The 22,187-nt window shown below is 53.2% G+C and carries 21 protein-coding genes; 10 read left to right on the forward strand and 11 right to left on the reverse strand.

Translation table 11 applies throughout. The annotated features are described in order from the left end of the window. Window positions 1-101: 101 nt before the first annotated feature. Window positions 102-1,193, forward strand: a complete 1,092-nt coding sequence (locus tag ACJJIF_RS16370) for a winged helix-turn-helix domain-containing protein (protein ID WP_444929390.1) — start codon at window positions 102-104, stop codon at window positions 1,191-1,193. On the opposite strand, the gene ACJJIF_RS16375 is transcribed toward ACJJIF_RS16370, so the two are convergent. The 6 genes from ACJJIF_RS16375 to ACJJIF_RS16400 all read right to left on the reverse strand — a co-directional run bounded on the left by ACJJIF_RS16375 (window position 1,183) and on the right by ACJJIF_RS16400 (window position 8,333). Beyond that, window positions 1,183-1,884 (reverse strand): DUF6515 family protein, encoded by a 702-nt coding sequence (locus ACJJIF_RS16375; RefSeq protein WP_444929391.1) that lies wholly within the window; start codon window positions 1,882-1,884, stop codon window positions 1,183-1,185. The genes ACJJIF_RS16370 and ACJJIF_RS16375 overlap by 11 nt on opposite strands. A 109-nt stretch (window positions 1,885-1,993) precedes the next feature. Beyond that, a complete protein-coding gene (gene speB / locus ACJJIF_RS16380) occupies window positions 1,994-2,866 on the reverse strand; it encodes an agmatinase (RefSeq protein ID WP_444929392.1) in 873 nt (290 codons plus the stop codon). A 74-nt stretch (window positions 2,867-2,940) separates the two neighbouring features. After that, the gene (nspC, locus tag ACJJIF_RS16385) at window positions 2,941-4,134 is read right to left on the reverse strand and encodes a carboxynorspermidine decarboxylase (protein ID WP_444929393.1); all 1,194 of its coding nucleotides are present in this window, start codon (window positions 4,132-4,134) and stop codon (window positions 2,941-2,943) included. 70 nt (window positions 4,135-4,204) lie between these two features. Next, complete coding sequence (locus ACJJIF_RS16390) at window positions 4,205-5,398, reverse strand: saccharopine dehydrogenase family protein (protein ID WP_444929394.1); 1,194 nt, start codon at window positions 5,396-5,398, stop codon at window positions 4,205-4,207. Between the two features lie 65 nt (window positions 5,399-5,463). After that, on the reverse strand, window positions 5,464-7,386 hold the full coding sequence (speA, locus tag ACJJIF_RS16395; protein ID WP_444929395.1) for a biosynthetic arginine decarboxylase: 1,923 nt from the start codon (window positions 7,384-7,386) through the stop codon (window positions 5,464-5,466). A 287-nt stretch (window positions 7,387-7,673) separates the two neighbouring features. Further along, on the reverse strand, window positions 7,674-8,333 hold the full coding sequence (locus ACJJIF_RS16400; protein ID WP_444929396.1) for a DUF6515 family protein: 660 nt from the start codon (window positions 8,331-8,333) through the stop codon (window positions 7,674-7,676). A 291-nt stretch (window positions 8,334-8,624) separates the two neighbouring features. Here ACJJIF_RS16400 and panC point away from each other — a divergent pair, with 291 nt between their 5' ends. Beyond that, window positions 8,625-9,473, forward strand: coding sequence for a pantoate--beta-alanine ligase (panC, locus tag ACJJIF_RS16405; RefSeq protein WP_444929397.1), 849 nt, complete (start codon window positions 8,625-8,627; stop codon window positions 9,471-9,473). 13 nt (window positions 9,474-9,486) lie between these two features. Continuing rightward, window positions 9,487-9,873 (forward strand): aspartate 1-decarboxylase, encoded by a 387-nt coding sequence (panD, locus tag ACJJIF_RS16410; RefSeq protein WP_252084259.1) that lies wholly within the window; start codon window positions 9,487-9,489, stop codon window positions 9,871-9,873. Window positions 9,874-9,923: 50 nt separating this feature from the next. On the opposite strand, the gene ACJJIF_RS16415 is transcribed toward panD, so the two are convergent. The 5 genes from ACJJIF_RS16415 to ACJJIF_RS16435 form a co-directional block, all read right to left on the reverse strand. Beyond that, entirely contained in the window at window positions 9,924-10,841 is a 918-nt protein-coding gene (locus tag ACJJIF_RS16415) for a polysaccharide deacetylase family protein (RefSeq protein ID WP_444929398.1), read from the reverse strand. Between the two features lie 664 nt (window positions 10,842-11,505). Then, window positions 11,506-11,742: a UPF0175 family protein gene (locus ACJJIF_RS16420; protein ID WP_444929399.1), complete on the reverse strand. Its 237-nt coding sequence runs from the start codon at window positions 11,740-11,742 to the stop codon at window positions 11,506-11,508. Between the two features lie 124 nt (window positions 11,743-11,866). Continuing rightward, entirely contained in the window at window positions 11,867-12,343 is a 477-nt protein-coding gene (locus tag ACJJIF_RS16425; protein WP_444929400.1) for a hypothetical protein, read from the reverse strand. Window positions 12,344-12,458: 115 nt separating this feature from the next. Next, window positions 12,459-12,704, reverse strand: coding sequence for a hypothetical protein (locus ACJJIF_RS16430; RefSeq protein ID WP_444929401.1), 246 nt, complete (start codon window positions 12,702-12,704; stop codon window positions 12,459-12,461). Between the two features lie 221 nt (window positions 12,705-12,925). Further along, on the reverse strand, window positions 12,926-13,282 hold the full coding sequence (locus ACJJIF_RS16435; RefSeq protein ID WP_444929402.1) for a hypothetical protein: 357 nt from the start codon (window positions 13,280-13,282) through the stop codon (window positions 12,926-12,928). A gap of 1,429 nt (window positions 13,283-14,711) precedes the next feature. On the opposite strand from ACJJIF_RS16435, the gene ACJJIF_RS16440 reads away from it, so the two are divergent. The 7 genes from ACJJIF_RS16440 to cysE all read left to right on the forward strand — a co-directional run bounded on the left by ACJJIF_RS16440 (window position 14,712) and on the right by cysE (window position 22,177). Beyond that, window positions 14,712-14,999 (forward strand): cupin domain-containing protein, encoded by a 288-nt coding sequence (locus ACJJIF_RS16440; protein ID WP_444929403.1) that lies wholly within the window; start codon window positions 14,712-14,714, stop codon window positions 14,997-14,999. Between the two features lie 235 nt (window positions 15,000-15,234). Then, on the forward strand, window positions 15,235-17,172 hold the full coding sequence (gene acs / locus ACJJIF_RS16445; RefSeq protein ID WP_444929404.1) for an acetate--CoA ligase: 1,938 nt from the start codon (window positions 15,235-15,237) through the stop codon (window positions 17,170-17,172). A 198-nt stretch (window positions 17,173-17,370) separates the two neighbouring features. Beyond that, window positions 17,371-17,787, forward strand: coding sequence for a hypothetical protein (locus ACJJIF_RS16450; protein WP_444929405.1), 417 nt, complete (start codon window positions 17,371-17,373; stop codon window positions 17,785-17,787). Window positions 17,788-18,185: 398 nt separating this feature from the next. Continuing rightward, complete coding sequence (locus ACJJIF_RS16455; protein WP_444929406.1) at window positions 18,186-19,685, forward strand: catalase; 1,500 nt, start codon at window positions 18,186-18,188, stop codon at window positions 19,683-19,685. A 56-nt stretch (window positions 19,686-19,741) separates the two neighbouring features. Further along, entirely contained in the window at window positions 19,742-20,212 is a 471-nt protein-coding gene (locus ACJJIF_RS16460; RefSeq protein WP_444929407.1) for an ankyrin repeat domain-containing protein, read from the forward strand. Window positions 20,213-20,361: 149 nt separating this feature from the next. After that, window positions 20,362-21,348 (forward strand): SrkA family protein kinase, encoded by a 987-nt coding sequence (locus ACJJIF_RS16465; protein WP_444929408.1) that lies wholly within the window; start codon window positions 20,362-20,364, stop codon window positions 21,346-21,348. Between the two features lie 16 nt (window positions 21,349-21,364). Next, complete coding sequence (cysE, locus tag ACJJIF_RS16470; protein WP_444929409.1) at window positions 21,365-22,177, forward strand: serine O-acetyltransferase; 813 nt, start codon at window positions 21,365-21,367, stop codon at window positions 22,175-22,177. Window positions 22,178-22,187 lie beyond the last annotated feature (10 nt).

A 22,187-nucleotide genomic window follows, 5' to 3' on the forward strand; every position in this document is an offset into this window, starting at 1 on the left:
GTTGCACAGGAATTTTTAGCTTTCACAAGAAATAGCGGCACAGCAGCTGTAGTCTTTAAGGGTCGCAGAAATGCTATGCAATTATTCAGAGACTCTCTATCTTGTTATCCGAACAAAAGATCCGCGCACTGGTGCTGCAACGCCAATTTATCCACAGCTCCTGGACTGAAGGATTGTCGGAGTTGTTACAACATCTGGGCGCCCTACAGCTGGATGCCATCCAGCGAATTACCCGGGCCCACCACCACCAGCTCTACAACCGCCTGCCCGGCTACCGCGAATCACACCTGGCGGAGGCGGAGCAGCGTCGGGAAATCTTCGAGTACTGGTCCCACGCCGCCGCCTATTTGCCAATGACCCACTACCCCTATGCACGGGTGCGTATGGATCGTATCCGCGCCGGTCAGCGCCACTGGTTTGAGAAAAACGCCAAGCTGTGTCGCTATGTGCTGGATCGCGTGCGCGAGGAGGGCGCTCTGCGCGCCAGTGACTTTGTGCGCGCCAAGGGCGGTTGGTGGCAGTGGTCCGATGAAAAGAAGGCGCTGGAGCAGCTGTTTCACGAGGGGGAGCTGATGGTCAGCCACAGGGAGGGCTTTCAAAAAGTCTTCGATCTCCCGGAGCGGGTACTGCCGGCCAATATCTCTACCAGTGCGGCTTCAGAAGTCGAGTACGGCAGCCATCTGGTGCGCACTTTTCTGGGGTGCCAGGGCATTGGCCGAGCGGAGGAAATTGCCTACCTGCGCCGGGAGGATAACCCCCTTATCCGGCAAGCCATCGAACGTATGCTGGCAAGCGGGGAACTCACCCAGTGGGGCAAAGAACTGTTGCTCACCGAGCAGTTGGAGCGGGAGCCCGTGCGAGCAGCGCGCAAAGTACGCCTGTTATCCCCTTTCGATCCGCTGATATTGCAGCGCAAACGCCTGCGCCGGCTGTTTGATTTTGAATACCAATTGGAGTGCTATGTGCCGGCAGCCAAGCGCCGCTATGGCTACTTTTGCCTGCCGATTTTATACGGCGATCAATTTGTGGGGCAGGTGGACTTGAGGGCGGATCGGGACGCGGGCGTGCTGCGGGTCGAGGCCCTGCACTGGAATAAGAAGCCCGGTGTCTCGCTGGAGGCGAGCTACCACCGGGCTCTGGGGCAGTTTGCCCGCTTTCACGGGCTGAACAGCGAAGCCGTGCTTACAGCTTGACGACTACGTAGACCTCCTGGCCATCGCGCTGAGTGGGCATAAAGTAATTGCCGCCATAGCGGTAGTACTGGATGCCATTGATAATTTCAGCAACGTAGCCCTTGGGCAGGGTCTCCAGCACTTGTCCGGGCTGGAAGCCCTCGGGACCCGGGGCCGGAGTGGCGGGTGCCGGGGCCTCAACGACAGGGACTTCAACCACAGGGGCTTCAGCGACGGGGACCGCTACCGCCGGCGCCGGCGCGGGAACAACGGCAACGGGGACGGGTGCTCCTGCGGGCGGTGCTACGACCACGTAGGTGCGGGTGGCGGGGCGCCACTTATAGTAGGTGTCGGCGTATTGGAAGTAAGTGACTCTGCCCACTTTAACGCGCACAGCACTGCCCGGCAGGCTGGCGACAGCGGCGCCCAGGGGGGCGGCGACGACGACATAGCCACGGGGACCTTGGCGATAGAAGTGCCCGCCTTGGTAGAAATAGGGGCGTCCGCCCACAGCGACGCGCACATGGCCAGCCGGCAGGACTGAGGCGATAAATCCGATCGAAATACGCGGTCCGCGATTACCATCTTTGCGATGATGGTGGCGGTGCTCTCCCCCGCGCTCATAGCCGCGCGCATCGGCCGGTGGGCTAAAGGCAAAGGTGGCCAGCGCCAGGAATGCACTGGCGCCAATAACGACATTCAGTTTATTCACGGTTTCTCCAGCAAGTGACTACTCACATAGTCATACTAACTCCTATCCCGGTATGAAAGGCAAGTTAATAAGTTAAGAATTGTCAAAGTACTGGATACTGGAGCACCAGTCAGCGGTTGCGCTGGATAATCCCCATCAGCTTGTACATCAGCTGTGCAGCGGCAAAATCATAGGCGTGGAAGCCCTCGATCGGTGCAAATTCCAGCAGGTCGAAGCCGATAATCTCTCTCTGCTGCGCTACGCATTCGAACAGGTTGAGGGTCTGGTACCAGCCGAGACCGCCGGGTACCGGGGTGCCGGTGGAGGGGAAGACCGATGGGTCCATGCCGTCCACATCCAGGGTAAAGAAGACTTTCCTGGGGAAATTCTCCGGCAATTGGAATTCCTGCACGTTGTTGGGCACCAGCTGGTGGGCATCCAGGTAGCCCACGTTGTGGTCCTTGCGCGCCTGCACTTCCTCTTCGCAGTAGGCGCGGATGCCCAGCTGGAACAGAGGCACGCCGGCTTCTACCACCAGGCGCATTACGCTGGCGTGGCTGTGCTTGTGACCTTCATAGCGATCGCGCAGGTCGGCGTGGGCATCGATTTGCACTACGCCAAAGTCTGTTTCACCGGCGTCCAGGAGGCCTTTGATAATACCCCAGGTCACCGAGTGCTCACCGCCGATACCCACCGGCATCTTGCCCAGTTTCAATACCTCTTGGGTGGCTGCGGCGATATTGTCCATCACCTGCTCTGCGGGGCCGGCTACCGAGACCGGCGGGCGGGTGTAAATGCCCAGGTCGCAGGGGTTGGAGAAATTGTCGAAAGTCTCCAGCTGCCAGGAGGCCTCCAGGATGGAAGACGGGCCCTTGCCGGTACCGCCACCGTAGGAGACGGTCTCTTCATAGGGGATGGGGATAATATGAAAGAGGGCGTCTTCGGGCTTCGGCTGCTCGATTTCGGAGCCGAGAAAAATGGGGTATTCGTTTTCTGACTGCATTTATAAGTCCTCTGGCGCTGGGGGCTAGTCTGGCCTCCAGCGCATCTATCACGGAGTTATTTAAAGGCTCCCTATTAGGAGAGGCGCTCCTTGAAATCCTCGTAGCCGAAGGTCTTGATCATCTTCAGGTCGTCGGTATCCGAGTTCCACAGGGCGATAGCGGGTAGGGGAATGCCGTTAAAGGTGTTGGTTTTGACCATGGTGTAATAGGCCATTTCCTCGAACACCAGGCGCTCACCGAGGCGCAGCGGCTCACTGAAACTGTATTCGCCGATGCTGTCCCCTGCCAGGCAGCTCTGTCCGCCCAGGCGATAGGTGTGGGGCAGGTCGCCGGGACGGGCGGCCCCGGTAATTTCCGGGCGGTAGGGCATCTCCAGCACATCGGGCATATGGCAGGTGGCGGAGGCATCCAGGATGGCCTGGTGTTCGCCATTCCAGGCAATATCCACTACCTCGGCTACCAGGATGCCGGCGAATAGGGAGATGGCTTCACCGGGTTCCAGGTAGACCTGCACCGCGTACTTAGCGGAGAAATCGCGCACTGCGTCGACCAGTTCGTCCACCTGGTAGTCGCGGCGGGTAATGTGGTGGCCGCCGCCGAAGTTGATCCACTCCATCTGCGGGATCAGGTCGCCAAACTTCTCTTCTACCGCAGCGATAGTGCGCTGCAGGGGTTTGAAATCCTGTTCGCACAAGGTGTGGAAGTGCAGGCCGCTGATTCCCTCCAGGGACTCGCCCTCAAACAGCGAGCGCACGATGCCCAGGCGCGAACAGGGGGCGCAGGGATCGTAGAGATCGGTGTGGCCCTCGGAGTGCTCCGGGTTAATGCGCAGGCCGAAGCGCAGTTCCGCACGCTGCTTTTGCATATCCAGGCACAGCTGCCGGTAGCGCTTCCACTGGGAGAAGGAGTTGAAGATCACATGGTGGGCGAATTGCAGTATTTCGCGCAGCTCCTCCTCCTTGTAGCCGGCACTAAATACGTGGACTTCCTTGCCCTGGTCGCGGCCACCGTACTCTTCGTAACCCAGCTTGGCTTCGTGCAGGCCGCTGGCACAGGTGCCGGACAGGTATTCGGCCACAATGGGGCCGGTGCTGAACATGGAAAAGGCTTTGAGCGCCGCCAGTACCTTGGCGCCGCTGCGCTCCTGTACGTCGGCGAGCAGGGCCAAATTGTCGCGCAGGGCGATCTCATCGACGACAAAGCAGGGGGAGGGGACGCGGTAGGGATCAAAGTGTCCGAAGTAGTCAACGCGGGGAGTGAGGTCCATGGGGGCGTTATATCCTGGTGCGGTGGGGCGGGCGCTGGGGCCCACCCCGGAGAACGGAGAAAAGTGCGCTTTACTGGAAGGGCTTGTCCAACCAGGTTTCCTGCCAGGGCAGGCCGTACTTGTTCAGATCGTCCATAAAGGGATCTGGGTCCATCTGCTCCATATTCCACACGCCGGGCTTCATCCACTTGCCTTCCAGCATCATCTTGGCGCCGATCATCGCCGGGACACCGGTGGTGTAGGAGATCGCCTGGGATTGAACCTCCTGGTAGCAGTCCTGGTGGTCACAGGTGTTGTAGACGTAGTAGATCTTCTCTTCGCCGTCTTTGCTGCCGCGAATAATGTTGCCGATGCAGGTCTTGCCCTTGGTCAAGGGGCCGAGGCTGGCGGGATCTGGCAGCAGCTCCTTAAGGAACTGGATAGGTACAATTTGCTGGCCCTGGAATTCCACTGGCTCAATACCGGTCATGCCGACGTTTTGCAGGACTTCCAGGTGCTTCAGGTAGCTCTCGCCAAAGGTCATCCAGAAGCGCGCGCGCTCGATTTCCGGGAAGTGCTTGGACAGGGACTCCAGCTCTTCGTGGTACAGCAGGTAGATATCCTTGTCGCCAATGCCTTCGGGGAAGTTGAAGACGCGCTTTTCTTCCATCGGCTTGGTGGTTACCCACTGGCCATTTTCCCAGTAGCGACCGTTGGCGGTGATCTCGCGGATATTAATTTCCGGGTTGAAGTTGGTGGCGAACGGCAGGCCGTGGTCGCCGGCATTGCAGTCGAGGATATCCAGGGTGTGGATACGATCGAAGTGGTGCTTCTTGGCGTAGGCGGTAAATACGCTGGTGACGCCGGGATCGAAACCGCTGCCCAGCAGTGCCATCAGGCCGGCCTTCTCGAATTTTTCCTGGTAGGCCCACTGCCACTTGTACTCGAACTTGGCCTCTTCCGGCGGCTCGTAGTTGGCGGTGTCCAGGTAGTGCACGCCGGTTTCCAGACAGGCATCCATAATGTGCAGGTCCTGGTAGGGCAGGGCCACGTTGATAACCATGTCCGGCTTCACTTTCTCGATAAGCTTAACCAGCTCCGGCACATTGTCCGCGTCGACTTCAGCGGTGTCGATTTTGCGCGGCAGCATAGCGGCAATCTTGTCGCACTTGCTTTTGGTGCGGCTCGCCAGGGTGATATTTTCAAATACTTCAGGAACTTGTGCGCACTTGTGCGCAACCACCTGGCCGACACCGCCGGCGCCGATGATCAGTACGTTGGCCATAAAGATCTCCTTAATCTGCGGCTTTTGCGGCCGCTATCTTTGCAAAGGCGTTGGCGCCTTATTATTCACTTTTCGAAATAGGTGTAACCGCTCATGCTGGCGGTATAGGTTTGCAGAATCTGCTTGCGCTGGGCGGCAGTAATCAGCCCCTGTTTGACGGCGCGCTCCGCCAGGCGACGGAAGCGCTCGAACAGCGCTTTGGGCTGATATTCTACGTAACTCAGTACATCGGAAATACTGTCGCCGTGAATTTCGTGGCTGAAGTCGATACTGCCGTCTTCCTGGATGCGCACGCTCACCACATTGGTGTCCCCGAACAGGTTGTGCAGGTCGCCGAGGGTCTCCTGGTAGGCGCCGATCAGGAAGGTGCCGAGAATATAGTCCTCGCCGTCTTTGAGTTCGTGCAAGGGCAGGGTTTTCTGCTCTTTTTCCCGGCCTATAAAGCGGTCGATCTTGCCGTCACAGTCGCAGGTGATGTCGGCGATGATGGCGGAGCGGGTCGGCGCCTCGTCCAGGCGGTGGATCGGCAATAGCGGGAACACCTGATCGATAGCCCAGATATCCGGCACCGATTGGAATACGCTCACATTGGCGTAGTAGATATCCGACAGCACTTCCGGCAGCGCCTGCAGGTCTGCGGGGATTTCCTCGGCTTCATCGAGCAGTTTGCGAATATCCTGGGCGCCCTGCAGGAACAGGTTTTCCGCATTGGCGCGCTCGCGCAGGCTCACCTGGCCGTGCAGGTACAGGGAGCGCACCTCGTCGCGATAGTAGAGCGCGTCGTTGTAGCTCTCTTGCAGGTTTTTGGGGGTGATACTGCGCACTGCGTCTTGCAGGTTGAGCAGCATCTGGTGGTCGCCCTCGCTGATCTTGGTGTGTTCGAGTTCCACCGGTTCGAAACGGGTGGTGTCGAGAATATCGAACAGCAGCACCGAGGAGTAAGCCACAGTGGCGCGGCCGGACTCGGTAATAATCACCGGGTGCGCGACGCCCTCGCTATCGAGGGTGCCCATAATGGCTTCCACCACATCCACACAGTACTCGTCCAGGGAGTAATTTTTGGAGTGGGTGTAATTGGTTTTACTGCCGTCGTAATCCACCGCCAGGCCACCGCCCAGGTCCAGGTAGCCCATCGGCGCGCCCTCTTCAACCAGGTCGGCGTAGTAGCGGCAAGCTTCCAGCACCCCGGTGCGGATATCGCGGATATTCGGCACCTGCGAGCCCAGGTGGTAGTGCAGCAGCTTGAGGCAGTCGAGCATATCGTGGTTGCGCAGCTGGTCGACCATGGCGATCAGGTCGTTACTGCCCAGTCCGAAAATACTGCGATCGCCGCTGGTGGCATTCCAGTAGCCGCCCACCTTGGAGGCGAGCTTTACCCGCGCGCCGATATTCGGGCGCACTTGCTCGCGCTCGGCGCAGCGGATAATGGTTTCCACTTCCGAGGGGGTTTCCACGACAAAGAAAACCTGCACACCCAGGCGCTGGGCCTGCAGGCCGAGGTTGATAAATTCTTCGTCCTTGTAGCCGTTACAGACGATCAGGGATTCGGTGTTATCCAGAATGGACAGTGCGGCAATCAGCTCCGCTTTACTGCCCGCTTCCAGGCCGTGGTTAAAGCGGCGTCCGGCATTGGCAATTTCTTCAATAACCTGGCACTGCTGGTTCACCTTAATGGGGAATACACCGCGAAAAACGTTGCCGTAGCCGCAGCCATCGATAGCGCGGGCAAAGGATTCGTTAATCCGGGCGATCTGCGCTTCGAGCAGATTCTCGATACGCAATAGCAGGGGCATGCCCAGGCCGCGCTCGGTGGCGCCGCGGGCAATTTCCATCAGGGATACGCTGTGTGATGCCCCGTCGGGGCCGTCGACTTGCAGTGAAATTTCACCGTTTTCATTCAGGTCGAAATATCCGGCGCCCCAATTGCGGATGCCGTAGAGTTCGGCCGAATCTTCGCAAGTCCAGTCTTTTACTTGTTGCTTCTTCATGGCGCCTTTCTGTTGGTATTTGGCGGGCGCGAATCTTGGGCCCAGCAGGACCGGAAAGCAATAACTATAGATAAAAAAACGCTAATTTTTGTGTATAAAAAAGTAAATGGCGAAACCGCTCGCAGCGGCGCTTTTATTTCTTGTGCGCGGGTGTGGCAAGGGGTATTTGGGGGGTGGTGAGAAAAAAGGCGGCCCGAAGGCCGCAGGGGAGGGAGGGTATTGGTTAGAGTGTCGCCAAATAATTCTGCAAGCCCGCAGAATTATTGTGGAATTATTTAAAGGCCACCTTAGATCACGCCGGGTCTGGGCACTACCCGGTAGCCGCGATGGCGCTGATCCCACAGGTAGTAGGTGTCGTAGGCCACATAGTAATTGTGTCCGCCCACTGCAACGGTCAGTGCTGACGCCGGCAGGCTGTGAACGATAGCGCCTTTCGGAGCCTGGGCTACCACATAGCCAGAGGAGGCCGGGCGGTAAAAAATTCCATCACTGTAGTAGAAGCCTGCGGCACCAATACTGATGCTGACAAAATTGCGTGGCAGGTGACGCCAGCGGTAGCCGTAACCGTAGTGCGAGGGACGGTGGTGGGGGCGGTGACCGTGATAGCTGCGGCGGTAAACAGGTCTGTGTACTGCCCGGTGACCCTTGTTATAGCCTTTGTTGTACCCCGCTTTGTAGGCTTGGCGCACCTCGCGGCGGTGCTGACGCTCCTCTCTGCGCTCCTGTTTACGCTCCTGCTTGCGCTGTCTTTTTTCCTGCTGGCGGTCGTGGTGTTTATCGTGCTGCTTGTTGTGGCCGCGCTCTATATGGCGCTGCTCGCGCTCGGCTCTGCCGTATTGGTGGCTGCTGTCCAGTGCGCGCTGGTGCCCACGGTGCGCTTCGGACAGGGCGGGCGCCGCAATCATTAATAGGCTTAGGGTGGCGATGGCAGTTGTGAGGTGTCTCATAGCATCTCTCCCGAGTCTGGGGCTCTTTTCTTTCAAGTCAGGTCGTTTGTGTATCTTGACGTGAAGTTTGCCCCGGCAGGTCTGAACACTTCCTGAACTGAATGGGTTAAAATTCGGCGCAATCCACAAAGGCGATGCTGACTAGTGGTTCAGGTATTGCTGGCGGTTGTTTAGTGGAGCACAGGCGGGATTCTGCGGGGAAACCTTATAGAGAGCGGTCATTTTGCTATGTTGAGACACCCGGTCTCAGCGAGTATGATGCCGCGCTGATTCATAGTGAGCGGTAGCGAGATGCAAATCTTCCACCACGTAGCAAGCCTGCGCGAGGCGCTGGCCCAGGCCCGCAAAGACGGCAAGACCGTCGGCTTTGTGCCCACTATGGGCAATCTGCACGATGCCCATATAGAGCTGGTCAAAATCGCCCAACAACACTGCGATCTGGTGGTGGTATCCATCTTCGTCAACCGTTTGCAGTTTGGTTTGAACGAGGACTGGGATAAGTATCCGCGCACTATGGAGCGGGATATGGCCAGACTGCGCGAAGCGGACTGTGACTTCCTGTTCCACCCGGATGAGAGTGAAATTTACCCCAACGGTATGGACCAGCAGACCCGTGTGGTTTGCCCGGCGATGACCGATGTTCTGTGTGGCGCCAGTCGCCCCGGTCACTTTGAGGGGGTCACCACCGTAGTGGCGAAGCTGTTCAATATTGTGCAGCCGGACAAGGCTATTTTCGGGATTAAGGATTTCCAACAGCTGGCAGTGATTCGCCGCATGGTGGAAGACCTGTGTATGCCGGTGGAAATTGTGGAGGCACCGGTGCATCGCGAGGAAGACGGCTTGGCGATGAGCTCTCGCAATGGTTATATCACCGCCGATGAGCGGCCCAAGGTCGCTGTGCTCAATCAGTTGCTGAACTGGGCCAAGGATGAGATCGTGGCGGGACGCCGGGATTTTGCCGACCTCGAAAAAGAGGCGCACAAGCGAATTGAAGAGAGTGGCTTTCGGGTCGACTACTTCTCTATCTGTTGCAGTAAGGATTTACAACCGGCGGCAGATGACGATAAACAAATCACGATTTTGGGCGCTATGTACACCAGTGCGGCGCGCCTGATCGACAATGTTTCCCTGGAACTGTGAGGGGCATCCAACTATGCAAATTGAAATGTTGAAGTGCAAGTTGCACATGGCCGCAGTGACTCAGGCCGAACTCTGGTATGACGGTTCCTGTGCAATTGATGAGGACCTGGTAGAACTGGCGGGTCTGCGCGAATTTGAAAAAATTGATATTTACAATGTGAGTAATGGCGAGCGCTTTCACACCTATGTGATTCTCGCCGAGCGCGGCTCCGGCATTATCTCTATGAATGGCGCCGCCGCGCGCAGAGTGCAGGTAGGCGATCGCATTATTATCGCCTCCTATGCCCAGATGACCGAGGCAGAGGCCGATAGCCACAAGCCCAAGCTGGTCTACCTGGATGAGAGCAACAAGGTAGAGCGCAGCACAAATACCATTCCGGTTCAGCTTGCCGAAGCCTGATTCTCCCCGCTACAGGGCCTGCGCCCTGTAGCTCTCCCCCTGTCCGCCGCTCAGTGAGCAGACATCAATAACACTTCCTGATTAAACCTCTTTTGCAGGTAGGACTCATCCAGGGTGTAGTGCCAGAGATTTTTCTTTTGCCCTTTAGCGAGAGCGATCTCACCGACTCTGCCGGGGTTGTATTTAATCGGTTGGGCGAGCTGGTATGTGGCGATGGGGTCTTTATAGGCCTCTTCCAGGGGAATTATTTTCCAGCCCTCCTGCCGCAGCCGCTGGGCCAGATCGCCAATAAACAGCGCCGTAATATCCATTTCATGTAGCAGTATCACGTGCTTGGGGGAGTGCCCGAGGTATTTACTCGCCATAGCGTCGTAGTAGTTAATACTCGCCATCAGCACGTCGACATAAAAGCTGGAAAGCCTCTCCATATCAACCGGCCTCCCGTCTTTCACTGCGCTTTGAAAAAGCTCTTCGATATACCAATCGTAGTTATTTAAGGTGATATAGGCGTTTTGATAATTGTTTTCCTGTAATAGGCTGCGCATGCCATCGCGTTTTTCGACAGTTTCTCCCTCGCGCAGATAGGGAAAGCGAAAATAGGGTTTAAAATTATCAAACTGTTGCAGTAGCTGGTGGGCCCGTAAAAAATCTGCTTGATAGGCGGATAGCTCTGTCTTCAGAAAATTGGGGTGGCTGTGGGTGTGATTGCCAATAATATGTCCGGCCTTATCGTAGCGGCGAATCCGTTCCAACCCCTCTTTATCTAAAGACTGAGTGGTGGAAAAGAAGGCCACTTTGCCGATTTTATGCTGTTCCAGGCTTTCAATAAGCACTTTGGCCCGAGTGGGGCCGTCAAAGTAGCCGTCGGCTTTGCGGGGGGCATCATCGAAAGTAATTGCCAGTTGTTTGGCATTAACCGCAGGAATTATTAACAGGTAGATTATCAAAATAAAGATTGAACGCTGCATGATTTCTGTCTCTAGTGCTTTTGTGTTTGGAGGGTTTATCTGGCCACATATTGATCTAATATGACGTTCTATCTTGATTTATTTGTCAGGTGGCCAATATTGCCCTGTAGTCTAGTGCTCAATGGGATCGAATTTAAGTAATTCTTTATAGTGTTTCATTCGCTACTATTGCTTATAGTGCTGGGGCAGTCACACATATGCAAACAGATCCCCGTACTGCCCGATCTATACGAGTAATACACAAGCTTAGAGAATATACCATTCCCGGCAATGGCCAGTATCATCTGAGCATGCTTCAATAACTGCTACACTAGAAAAAAATATAAGTAACGAGGATGCCGCGATACATAGGAGGTTCAACCGAAAGGTGTCCTTACAAGCCCTTAATAATCAGCTCTGAAAAGCCAGAAGGGCCGTCACTACGAATTATCGCTGAATCCCTGTAAATCAGGATTAACATGAAGACATTAAATAAGTTATAGGCAAGGTATAAGAGCGCACCCCTTTTACTTTTCGTGCTGTCAGATTCTTTTATTTCTATCCGTAAATTCACTGTGATCCTTAGTGCCCGGCTCAGCCGGATTTAATACAGATGTTGTCTCGTGTTGAGTTGGAGAAGCAGTGTCAGTGACTTGGTGCCGTTGTATAGCCTGTGGCTGATATATTAGAAATCCTTTAAAATGTCTGAATCTTCCATATATTCATCAGTATCGTAGTTCACGAATTCGTTATATTTTTCTAAAAGGCCATGAAACTCCATTTCGGAACCGCCTACAATTTTACCTCCTTGAACGCCATTAATCCGCTTCTTTTTGTACAGGGAGACGGCAAGAAACTCTTTCATTTCTCTTTCGCCCAACCCTGCACTTTTAGCAATTTCATCCGGTATATCTATCTTCATATTTGCTTCTTTGCTTCAGTGGGGTGCAATATTGGCCACCTCGGTCTGTGGTAAATGGCATCGTTGTTACGAATGTGAAAAAATGTGATACTTGCTGAAGGTGTATTGTTGATCTCAGTTGTTTTTATTTCTCACTCCATGCTAATCCTAGTTGGGTTAGTACTACAAAATCGCTAAACTCCACGATTAGTAAAATATATTCATCTCCTTCATTATCAAGAAATCTTAATGTCGTATGCTCTTGGCTGACAAGTCTATTCCAGGGACCATCCTCTAGGTCTTGCGTTGAGATAAGGCCATAATACTCAATGAGGTTCCAATCTAAATTATCCAGCCCTCTTGTATTAGTTCCCGATATCTTCTTATAGATATGATCGATGAAAAGTTGATGCGTGGTTTGGTAATCAAATTTTTTCTGCTCTATGATTCTTCCACGCTCATCAATACTATTTTTTATATCTTTAATGGTCGAATTTAAATCAACATTCTTTTCTATAAGTGTTGCACTAAACATCCTTTTGGGGCAGTCGATCACACATCTTAGTGCATTAAGAAAGCCATTTAACTCAATGACTGCTGGTTCTGCTCTATGGGTTTCCATATTTTTAGGTTTAATGGGGAGGCCTCTTAAAAATATAGCATCGTGTAAAGTTCGAAAAGCTTACTGCGGAAAATTTATGGATGCTTACAAGATTGAAAATAACTTTTCCGCCGGGTTAATACTCGTAGCCAATAATCTTGATACCATTTTCAACCTCAATGATAGGGAAGTTGGCATATTTTTCAAGATGTACTCTTATTGCCTCTATATCATTGAAGATATTAGGTAGTGGTCTTTTTTTGTCTGAATAGGGGGCTTCAAACTGTGAGGGAATCAAGATCCATTCAATTTCATTGAGTTTGGCGTATGGCGCTGGTAAACAATCATTGAAGTGTTCGTTATTATGTAGGCAGTCACTCACGCAAATACTGTTTTTAATAGATGTATCTCAGCCTAAAAACTGCCACTCGACGCCGCCGATGGTAAATGGATATTCCTGGCATGCATTAAACAATTTTATCCATTTGGCATTGCTCATATGAGAGATTTTTGTTTTTTGGATCAGCTTTTCTGTTTCCATATGCGTCTTAAATCTGTTGGGACCGCTAGCTGAAAACCACCGGCAGCCCAATTTATAACGTGTTAATTAATATTGAAGTAGGCTAAATCCCAGGAATCAGATCTAACAGTACATTGATCAAAGTATGCAACATTAACCTCCGCTTGAGAGGCTATTGCCATTAATGCTAATGATAAAACTGAATCATGTATCGGGTGATCAACACCTATTACTACGCGCGATAGCTCACTGCCACACCCTTGGGGTAAACCCTCAACATAAATTGCTAAACGTCCTTTTTGAGTCTCGTCATAGCTCCCGTAAGAATGAGGGAATGCAACCACCTTAGTTACTTTTCCTGTATGTGTTAAAACATCTGCACCCAATACATTGCTGGATAAAGAAAGAGCTAAAATGGTTGTAAAAAATAATTTTAACATAAATTCCTCTTTGTGTTATCGATTTATTGTGTGTAGCACTGTGTGCAAATCTACTGTAAATATTTGTCTTTCTGCTATTTATCGTGATTCGAAGAAAGAAATTTCCAGTGCTAGATTTGTAGGCTACAAGAAGATTAAATTTTTGGCGATGGATTCTCCCGCCAGTACTAATTTTTTATGTAAAATGTTAAAAAGATCTGCTGCTTCTAATTGAATTTTTGTAAAGCTGGAGCGAGAGAAAAGTAGCTCGGTCAGTATGGGTTGAAGTGTAGGGTATTAGGGGCTAGAGTGCGAAGTGGATAGTTGTACCTAGCCTAGTGAAATGTTTTTGCTATGCTCAAATCTAAGTTATCTCGGTGATCTTTGGTTTTGAAGCTGGTGATGCTTCTGTGAGGTGGGGGTAATTGCTTGTATTAGGTTGTATTAAAATATTTGAAAAATATTTAAATGAAAATTATCTTCTTTTTGGATTGATGGAAATGTAATATGGTTAACCTTTGATTGCGGTTTCAATATTGAGGTCGTTATCGGTGTTCAAGTATCCCTATCCTTTTTGTTTCCTTGGTCACTGCCGTGTGTGTAAATTTTCTGAGTGGGGCTTTGTTATTGAATTTTGTAACTTTATGTTTTTATCGCAAAATGTCTTGATTCCTTTTTTTGTTTGTGGGGGATTAAAGTTGTATCTTGTGAGTTTTTAAATGCATACTGTACAAATTAGTTGATATAAATCTGATCGATTTGGCATGCTTGGTTTTGGAGAAGAGTTAATCACTTTATCGATCTCATATAAGAAAGCTTTGCCCGGTGGGGAGGCTCCAGTTTCAAGGCCGTCAGTAATGATTCTTAACCACTTTTCCTGCTGTTCACCTTGCATGTAATAGGTAGTGAATTTCGCCATTGCATGATAGCAGTCCACGTTATTTGGCCAGTCCATAACTGTTACTAGTGCTCATAATAGTCAATTAAAAACCATCATCTATATATCACGCTTCTCTACAATTACAAAGCCCGTTCGCCCCAATCGCTCAGAAGGTGATAAATATTAATGGGGTATCTCCATATGGTACAAATGCATAGATACAGGTGTGGGTTGTCTACTTCTGAATTCTGATATGGAGGAAGACTTAGGCGCCAAAGCTACCTGACACAAACGCTAGCCGTCGGTTTAGCCTTAAGGTAGGGTTGTTAATGCAGCAGAGATATCGGCGGGGTTCACTGAGGTGTGGAAGGTGTAAGTCTGCACTGAAGATATCAAAAGGTTTGTATACGTTTCCTTCGCAAAAAAAAATCCTCAAAAGCTGCCAATTGCTTTATTGAAGGTTGTGAGGTTAATTAAAATCGGTATAGAAAATTGAATTATAAAGTTATCAATTTTAAAGAAAAATTGAATCTGTTCTCAGAGCATTAGTCCCCTAAAGTGGTTGCCGAGATGAACGATTACCAGTTCAGGTTGGTCAAGGTTCAGGGGGAGTTTACCTGGCATAGTCACCCCGATACCGACGAGGTGTTTATTGTGATTTCAGGATATCTACAGATTGAATTTCGCGATAGTGTTATCTCCCTTGGGCCCGGCGAGATGACGGTAGTACCTAAAGGTGTGGAGCATAAACCCAGGGCTGAACAGGAATGTGAAGTTCTATTGGTGGAGCCCAGAGGGGTTGTCAATACCGGCGATACCGGCGGAGGCTTAACTGCGGAAAACGATATCTGGATTTAAAAGACATTTGCAGGGTCTGCAAAAATCGATAGGGCTATTAATCGACTTTCTTCCGTTGCCCGTTCCTCTTATTACAATTTCACTTTGTAGGATTTGCGTGCCCCCCCACTTACCTTGCGGTGAGATGAGGGGACTGTTTCACAGCGGCTATGTTATAAAGTGACAAGAATAAAGCTCTAATAAACTCCGATTTCTCTAGGCTAGCCATGCCGCGCTAATAATAAAGGAGAATATGATGTCTGAAGTGCATACCCGCCCAATCCCCCCCAGTTTTGCTGCCAACGCGCTGATTGGCGCCGAAGATTACGAGAAAATGTACCGCCAGTCGGTGGAAAGCCCCGAGGCGTTTTGGGCGCAACAGGCCAAGGATTTTTTACACTGGGACAAACCGTTTACCCAAGTTCTAGAGGAGGATCTGCACAGGGGCCATGCGGCCTGGTTCTCCGATGGGCAGTTGAATGTCACGGTAAACTGTATCGACCGGCACCTGGCCAGCCGGGGTGAGCAGACCGCGATTCTGTGGGAGGGGGACAATCCCGCAGATAGTAAGGCGATCAGCTATCGGAGTCTGTACGAGAATGTGTGCCGCTTGGCCAACCTGCTGAAGTCCCGTGGGGTTAAAAAGGGGGATCGGGTTTGTATCTATATGCCGATGATCCCGGAGGCGGCCTACGCCATGCTCGCCTGTGCCCGTATCGGTGCTGTGCATTCGGTGGTATTTGGCGGCTTCTCCCCGGTATCCCTGAAAGACCGCATTCTCGATTCCGACTGCCGCCTGGTGATAACGGCGGATGAAGCGGTGCGCGGCGGCAAGCGCGTGCCCCTGAAAGCCAATGTGGATAAAGCGCTGGCGGACTGCCCCAATGTGCATACGGCGATCGTGGTTAAACATACGGGCACAGCGGTGGACTGGGACCGCAAACGGGATATCTGGTACGGCGATTCCATCGGCGAGATGGCGTCAGACTGCGCGCCTGAAGTAATGGGGGCAGAGGACCCGCTGTTTATTCTTTATACCTCGGGCTCCACCGGAAAACCCAAGGGGGTTTTGCATACCACTGCGGGCTATCTGCTGATGGCCACCATGACCTTCAAATATACATTTGATTATCGCGAGGGAGAGATATTCTGGTGTACCGCCGATGTGGGCTGGATTACCGGGCACAGCTATATTGTCTACGGGCCCCTGTGTGCCGGTGCCACCAGTCTGATGTTTGAGGGGGTGCCCACTTACCCGAATGCCTCGCGCTTTTGGCAGGTTGTGGATAAGCACCGGGTCAATATTTTCTACACCGCACCGACGGCGATTCGCGCGTTGATGGGGGCCGGTGATGAGTTTGTCACAGCCGCCGCGCGCAGTTCCCTACGATTGTTGGGTACGGTGGGGGAGCCGATAAACCCGGAGGCCTGGGAGTGGTATTACAGTGTGGTGGGGGATAAGCGTTGCCCGATTGTGGACACCTGGTGGCAGACTGAAACCGGTGCCCATATGATCACGCCACTGCCCGGCGCCATGCCCCTCAAGCCCGGATCGGCGACCCGGCCCTTCTTTGGTGTACAGCCGGCTCTGCTGGATAGCGAGGGCCGGGAGATCGATGGCGAAGGGGAGGGCTCTCTGGTGATTAAAAAGAGCTGGCCCTCGATGATTCGCGATGTGTACGGCAACCGCCAGCGAATGCTGGAGACCTATTTTTCCGCATTCCCCGGCTATTACTTTACCGGCGATGGTGCCCGCCGCGATAGTGATGGTTATTACTGGATCACCGGGCGCATTGACGATGTGCTGAATGTGTCTGGGCACCGACTGGGTACCGCAGAGATAGAGAGTGCTCTGGTATTGCACAATGATACGGCGGAAGCGGCAGTGGTGGGCTATCCCCACGATATCAAGGGGCAGGGGATCTACGCCTTTGTGATGCTGAAATCCGGCCACGCGCCCAGTGATGCGCTGAAGACAGAGTTAATTGAACTCTGCCGCAAGGAGATAGGCCCGATTGCCAAACCGGACTTTATTCAGTGGGCGCCGGCGCTACCAAAAACCCGCTCCGGCAAAATTATGCGGCGTATCCTCAGGAAGATTGCCTGTAATGAGCTGGATAATCTGGGAGATGTTTCCACTCTGGCCGACCCTTCTGTGGTTGACGCACTGATCGATCACCGCGAAAATCGCTGACGATAATAGTGTGCTGAATCAAGGCGTTATAGGCCGGGCATAGCCCGGCCTTTTTAGTGGGACACAGATCCAGTGTTTCAGCGGGCCCGTACAGCACTTTGCAGATAAATAGATCAATAAATACCTGCCGGCCTTGCGGTCAATCATTCCCGCAGCGCGGAGCACTTTTATAGGTATTAACAGCTAAGGAGATTCCGTTTGGAACAGGGACAGTACCTCTGCGAACACTACCGCTTTGCCGCCGATCAGCGCCTTAGGGTTTTTAATTTTTTTGTTGTATTGACCATGTTTGTCGAGGGCGGAATTTTTACCGCCGTGGAGAAAGACTTCCACCCGCTGATTTTGGCCTTGCTGGGTGGGTTTGTAGTCATATTGGTTACGGTATTTTGGTTGATGGATATTCGCAGCCGCCAGCTGCTCAAACTCGCGGTGCCCGCTCTGAAAACTCTGGAAATGGGTTTCCCGGAGGAGGCGAGAATCTTTTCCAACGATGCCATTCGTCGGGGGGAAGTGGCCCGCTATACGTTCGCCTTCCGGGTGTTATTGGTGGGCCAGCTGTTTTTTGGCCTGGGTGTGGCCTCTTACGGTATCTATCACGCCTGCATTCAACTCTGAAGTGCATCCCCCCTAATCCCAGCCTTGCAGCGGTGGGTATGGTTGCAGTCACACCCGCCGCAACCTTCCCTTCGCCCTGTGGGTTAAAAAGCCGCCGTAGCTGTACTCCCTAACTGTTAATTATTTCAAAAGACATAATTAGAAAATATCTTCTGTATGGGAATTTGGCTGTTTGTGTTTAGTGGGGAATTATTGAGTCGCAAATAAATGCACCTTGAGAGTAATTTATCCCAAAAGAAAATAATTCTCATTTTTATTTATTGCTAATATATATCAGCTTGCGCCCTTACTATTGATCCCCACTATAAGAGCGATAAGGAGGCCTAATTTCTCTCTGATTGCCTGCCCCTATAAGCTCTATCCCTGTAATAGAGATGGCGGTAGAGTTAAATAGTCCTATGAAATACTTACCCTTATTTGCATTAACTATCGGTCTGATAGGCGGTGCCAATGCAGAGACCCTGACCCGCGATAACGGCGCTCCTGTCGGGGATAACCAGAACGCGCAAACAGCCGGAGAAAATGGCGGTAATTTGCTGCAAGATGTTCAATTGATTCAAAAATTACAGCGTTTTGCCCGTGAACGTATCCCCGAGCGTGTCGTTCATGCGCGCGGCACCGGTGTTCACGGTGAATTTGTGGCGACAGCGGATCTGAGTGATTTAACTCGTGCGGCGGTGTTCGAGCGCGGCAGCAAAACGCCGGTATTTGTGCGTTTTTCAACGGTTATTCACTCCAAGGGCTCTCCGGAAACCCTGCGTGATCCCCGTGGATTTGCCACCAAGTTTTATACCGAAGAGGGCAACTGGGATCTGGTGGGTAACAACCTGCCGGTATTTTTTATCCGCGACGCGATTAAGTTCCCGGATATGGTCCACTCCCTGAAGCCCTCGCCGGTGACCAATCAGCAGGACCCCAATCGCTTCTTTGACTTCTTCAGTCATGTACCGGAATCCACCCATATGCTGAGTTGGGTGTACTCCGATTACGGCACACCGGCTAACTTGCGCCAGATGGATGGCTGGGGGGTTCACGCCTATAAATTTATCAATGACCAGGGTGAAGTGAACTACGTGAAGTTCCACTGGAAAACTCGCCAGGGCATTAAAAACCTGACTGTGGAAGAGGCAGCGGAAATCCAGAGCAAGGATTTCAGCCACGCAACCCGCGATATGTATGCCGCGATTGAAAAAGGCGAATACCCCCAGTGGGACCTGTATATTAAAGTGCTGAAACCCTCGCAGTTAAACAGCTTTAATTACAATCCGCTGGACGCCACTAAAATGTGGCTGGACGTGGAGGAAACCAAAGTCGGCACTATGACCCTCAACCGTGTGCCCACTAATTTCTTCCAGGAAACTGAACAGTCTGCGTTTGCGCCGGCCAATATTGTCCCGGGTATTGAGCCATCGGAAGACCGCCTGCTACAGGGTCGTGTGTTCTCCTACTCCGATACGCAAATGTATCGCCTGGGCGCCAACCACCAGCAATTGCCCATCAACCGCCCTGTGGTGGCAGTAAACAACTGGAACCAGGACGGCGCGGGCAACTACGGCCAGCAGGCTTCAGATGTGAACTACCAGCCGAGCCGTATCGATGTGCGCAGTGAGGACGCCAAAGGTCTGTACAGCAACAAGCCGCTCAGTGGCAGCACTCAGCAAAAGGCGATTGACAAGCAATTGCCGTTTGCCCAGGCGGGTGCTTTCTATCGCAGTCTGAGCCCGGAGGAGCGCCAGAATTTGATTGAAAATCTCGCTGGCGACCTGGGTAAAGTACGCGATGACAACACCAAGCACATTATGCTGAGCTACTTCTACCAGGCCGACAAGGACTACGGCCAGCGCCTGACCAAAGCGGTTGGCGGAGATCTGGGACAAGTGAAAAAACTGGCCCGGTAATTTTTACCAAAGAGCGGGCGACAGCCGTCGCCCGCTCAATTTGTACAGGTGAAATTATGAGAGCATTTTTATTCGCACTGGTCTTTCTCGCCCTGGGGGTTCAGGCCGGGGAAGTGGAAAAAACACAATCTGATTTTACCGAGCTGTCCCAGTATTATTTTGCCGCAGCCAGGGTGGGGGATGTCGAGGTGCTGCGTGAGTTTTCCGAAGCCGGTTTCCCCCTCAATATTCGCAACCCAAAAGGTTATACGGCGCTGATGATTGCCACCTATAACGGCAATGGCCAGGCGGTGGACTACCTGTTGCAAAAAGGGGCAGATCCCTGCGCTCAGGATCGCCGTGGCAACACCGCACTGATGGCGGCAATTTTTCGCGGTGAGTTTGCCCTTGCGCGCACCTTGCTAAATCAGGACTGCGATGCGCAACAGGTCAATAAGGCCGGCCACTCGGCAGAGGATTTTGCCGAGGTCTTTGGTCGTGACCAGGTGGTTCAGTTGTTGCAGCAACAGCGGGCAAATGGCGACTAATCCCGTTTTTTTGTGCCCTTGACTGTGGGTAGTTTCCCGCGCTGAACGCCCTTTGAGGTGGCCGCTTTCGCTGGCGGTGCGACTCCGAGTTTGTCCCCGCCCCCGCGACCGCGTTAGCATAGCCAGCTGCAATCCAGTTGGTACCCACTATGACCCCGAATCATCATCCCTATGAAGCCCTGACGCCGGACGTGGTGATCGACTGTGTCGAGAGTACCGGGCTGCTTTCCGATGCGCGTATTTTTCCTTTAAACAGCTATGAAAACCGCGTTTACCAGGTGGGTATCGAGGACGCTGAGCCGCTGATTGCCAAGTTCTATCGCCCCGGGCGCTGGAGTGACGAGCAGATACTGGAGGAGCACCAGTTCACCCTGGAGTTGGCTGAGGCGGAAATTCCGGTGGTGGCGCCGATCCAGTTTGACGGGCGCACCCTGATGGAGTCCGCTGGATTCCGTTTTGCCCTTTTCCCCCGGCGCGGCGGTCGCCAGTTGGAGCTGGATAATTTTGATCACCTGGAGCAGGTGGGCACCATGCTGGGGCGCATTCACGCGGCCGGCAGTGCCAAACCGTTTAGCCAGCGCCCATCTCTCACTTTGCAGCGCTTCGCCATCGATAGCCGGGAATTTATTCTGGAGGGCGATTTCCTGCCGCCGGAGAACCGCGAGGCTTACGCTTCGGTTACCGGCCACATTATTGAACAGATAGCGCCGCTGTTTGAGCGGGATTGGGATACGCTGCGCCTGCACGGCGATTGCCACAGTGGCAACTTCCTGTGGCGGGATGAGACGCCCTGGTTTGTAGATTTGGACGACTGCCTGATGGGGCCGGCGATCCAGGATATCTGGATGCTGATTTCCGGCAATCGCGCCGAGCAAACCGCGTACCTGGATGCGGTGTTGGAGGGCTATGAGACCTTCTATCGCTTTGACCCCCAGCAGTTGCAGCTGGTGGAGCCGCTGCGCTGCCTGCGCCAGATGCACCACGCCGCCTGGTTGGCGCGGCGCTGGCAGGACCCGGCTTTTCCCCTGGCATTCCCCTGGTTTAATACCGCCCGCTACTGGGCTGAGCATATACTGGCATTGCGCGAGCAGCAGTCGGCATTGCTGGAGCCCCCACTGACTCTGGGGACCGTGTAACATGGAGAGAGCAATCATGGATGCGACATGCACCGAGGCCGAGGCGGATCTGATCTGGGAGAAGATTCGTATGGAGGTGGCGCAGCAGGTGGAGCGGGAGCCGATCCTGGCCAGCTTTCTGCACGCGACCATCCTGAACCACAGCTCCCTGGAGGCGGCGCTCAGTTTTCACCTGGCCAACAAGCTCGACAATGCGGTGGCTCCGGCGCTGTTAATTCGCGAGGTGATCGATGAGGCGCTACAGGCCGACCCCTCGATCGGGCACGCGGCCCGCGCGGATTTGAACGCAATCTACCTGCGCGACTCCGCCTGCCACTCCCTGCACGAACCCTTTCTATACTTTAAGGGCTTCCACGCCCTGCAAGTCCACCGTGTGGCTCACTGGCTGTGGCAGCAGCAGCGCCGCTCTCTGGCCATGTTCCTGCAACACCGGGTCTCAGTGGTATTCAGCGTGGATATTCACCCGGCCGCGCGCCTGGGCGAGGGTATACTGCTGGATCACGCCACCGGCATTGTGATCGGTGAGACTGCCGTGGTGGAAAACAACGTTTCCATTATGCAGTCCGTTACCTTGGGCGGCACCGGCAAAGAGAGCGGCGATCGCCATCCGAAAATCCGCCACGGGGTTTTAATTGGCGCGGGCAGCAAGGTGCTGGGCAATATTGAAATTGGCGAGTGCGCCCAGGTCGCCTCCGGTAGTGTGGTTCTGAAATCGGTACCGGCAAAGGCCCTGGTGGCCGGTGTGCCGGCAAAAGTTGTCGGGGCGGCCACCTGTGCTGAACCGGCGCTATCCATGGATCAGTGTGCCCTGTCGCAAGTGCAGAAGTAGGGCTTGTGGC

This window comes from Microbulbifer regidiadema (SeqCode) (genome assembly GCF_052467605.1).

Excerpts from the sequence above, each read along its gene's own strand:
- speB (WP_444929392.1), bottom strand. The coding sequence starts at position 2,866 with ATGCAGTCAGAAAACGAATACCCCATTTTTCTCGGCTCCGAAATCGAG.
- nspC (WP_444929393.1), bottom strand. The coding sequence starts at position 4,134 with ATGGACCTCACTCCCCGCGTTGACTACTTCGGACACTTTGATCCCTAC.
- ACJJIF_RS16390 (WP_444929394.1), bottom strand. The coding sequence starts at position 5,398 with ATGGCCAACGTACTGATCATCGGCGCCGGCGGTGTCGGCCAGGTGGTT.
- speA (WP_444929395.1), bottom strand. The coding sequence starts at position 7,386 with ATGAAGAAGCAACAAGTAAAAGACTGGACTTGCGAAGATTCGGCCGAA.
- ACJJIF_RS16400 (WP_444929396.1), bottom strand. The coding sequence starts at position 8,333 with ATGAGACACCTCACAACTGCCATCGCCACCCTAAGCCTATTAATGATT.
- panC (WP_444929397.1), top strand. The coding sequence starts at position 8,625 with ATGCAAATCTTCCACCACGTAGCAAGCCTGCGCGAGGCGCTGGCCCAG.
- panD (WP_252084259.1), top strand. The coding sequence starts at position 9,487 with ATGCAAATTGAAATGTTGAAGTGCAAGTTGCACATGGCCGCAGTGACT.
- ACJJIF_RS16415 (WP_444929398.1), bottom strand. The coding sequence starts at position 10,841 with ATGCAGCGTTCAATCTTTATTTTGATAATCTACCTGTTAATAATTCCT.
- ACJJIF_RS16420 (WP_444929399.1), bottom strand. The coding sequence starts at position 11,742 with ATGAAGATAGATATACCGGATGAAATTGCTAAAAGTGCAGGGTTGGGC.
- ACJJIF_RS16425 (WP_444929400.1), bottom strand. The coding sequence starts at position 12,343 with ATGGAAACCCATAGAGCAGAACCAGCAGTCATTGAGTTAAATGGCTTT.
- ACJJIF_RS16435 (WP_444929402.1), bottom strand. The coding sequence starts at position 13,282 with ATGTTAAAATTATTTTTTACAACCATTTTAGCTCTTTCTTTATCCAGC.
- ACJJIF_RS16440 (WP_444929403.1), top strand. The coding sequence starts at position 14,712 with ATGAACGATTACCAGTTCAGGTTGGTCAAGGTTCAGGGGGAGTTTACC.
- acs (WP_444929404.1), top strand. The coding sequence starts at position 15,235 with ATGTCTGAAGTGCATACCCGCCCAATCCCCCCCAGTTTTGCTGCCAAC.
- ACJJIF_RS16455 (WP_444929406.1), top strand. The coding sequence starts at position 18,186 with ATGAAATACTTACCCTTATTTGCATTAACTATCGGTCTGATAGGCGGT.
- ACJJIF_RS16460 (WP_444929407.1), top strand. The coding sequence starts at position 19,742 with ATGAGAGCATTTTTATTCGCACTGGTCTTTCTCGCCCTGGGGGTTCAG.
- ACJJIF_RS16465 (WP_444929408.1), top strand. The coding sequence starts at position 20,362 with ATGACCCCGAATCATCATCCCTATGAAGCCCTGACGCCGGACGTGGTG.
- cysE (WP_444929409.1), top strand. The coding sequence starts at position 21,365 with ATGGATGCGACATGCACCGAGGCCGAGGCGGATCTGATCTGGGAGAAG.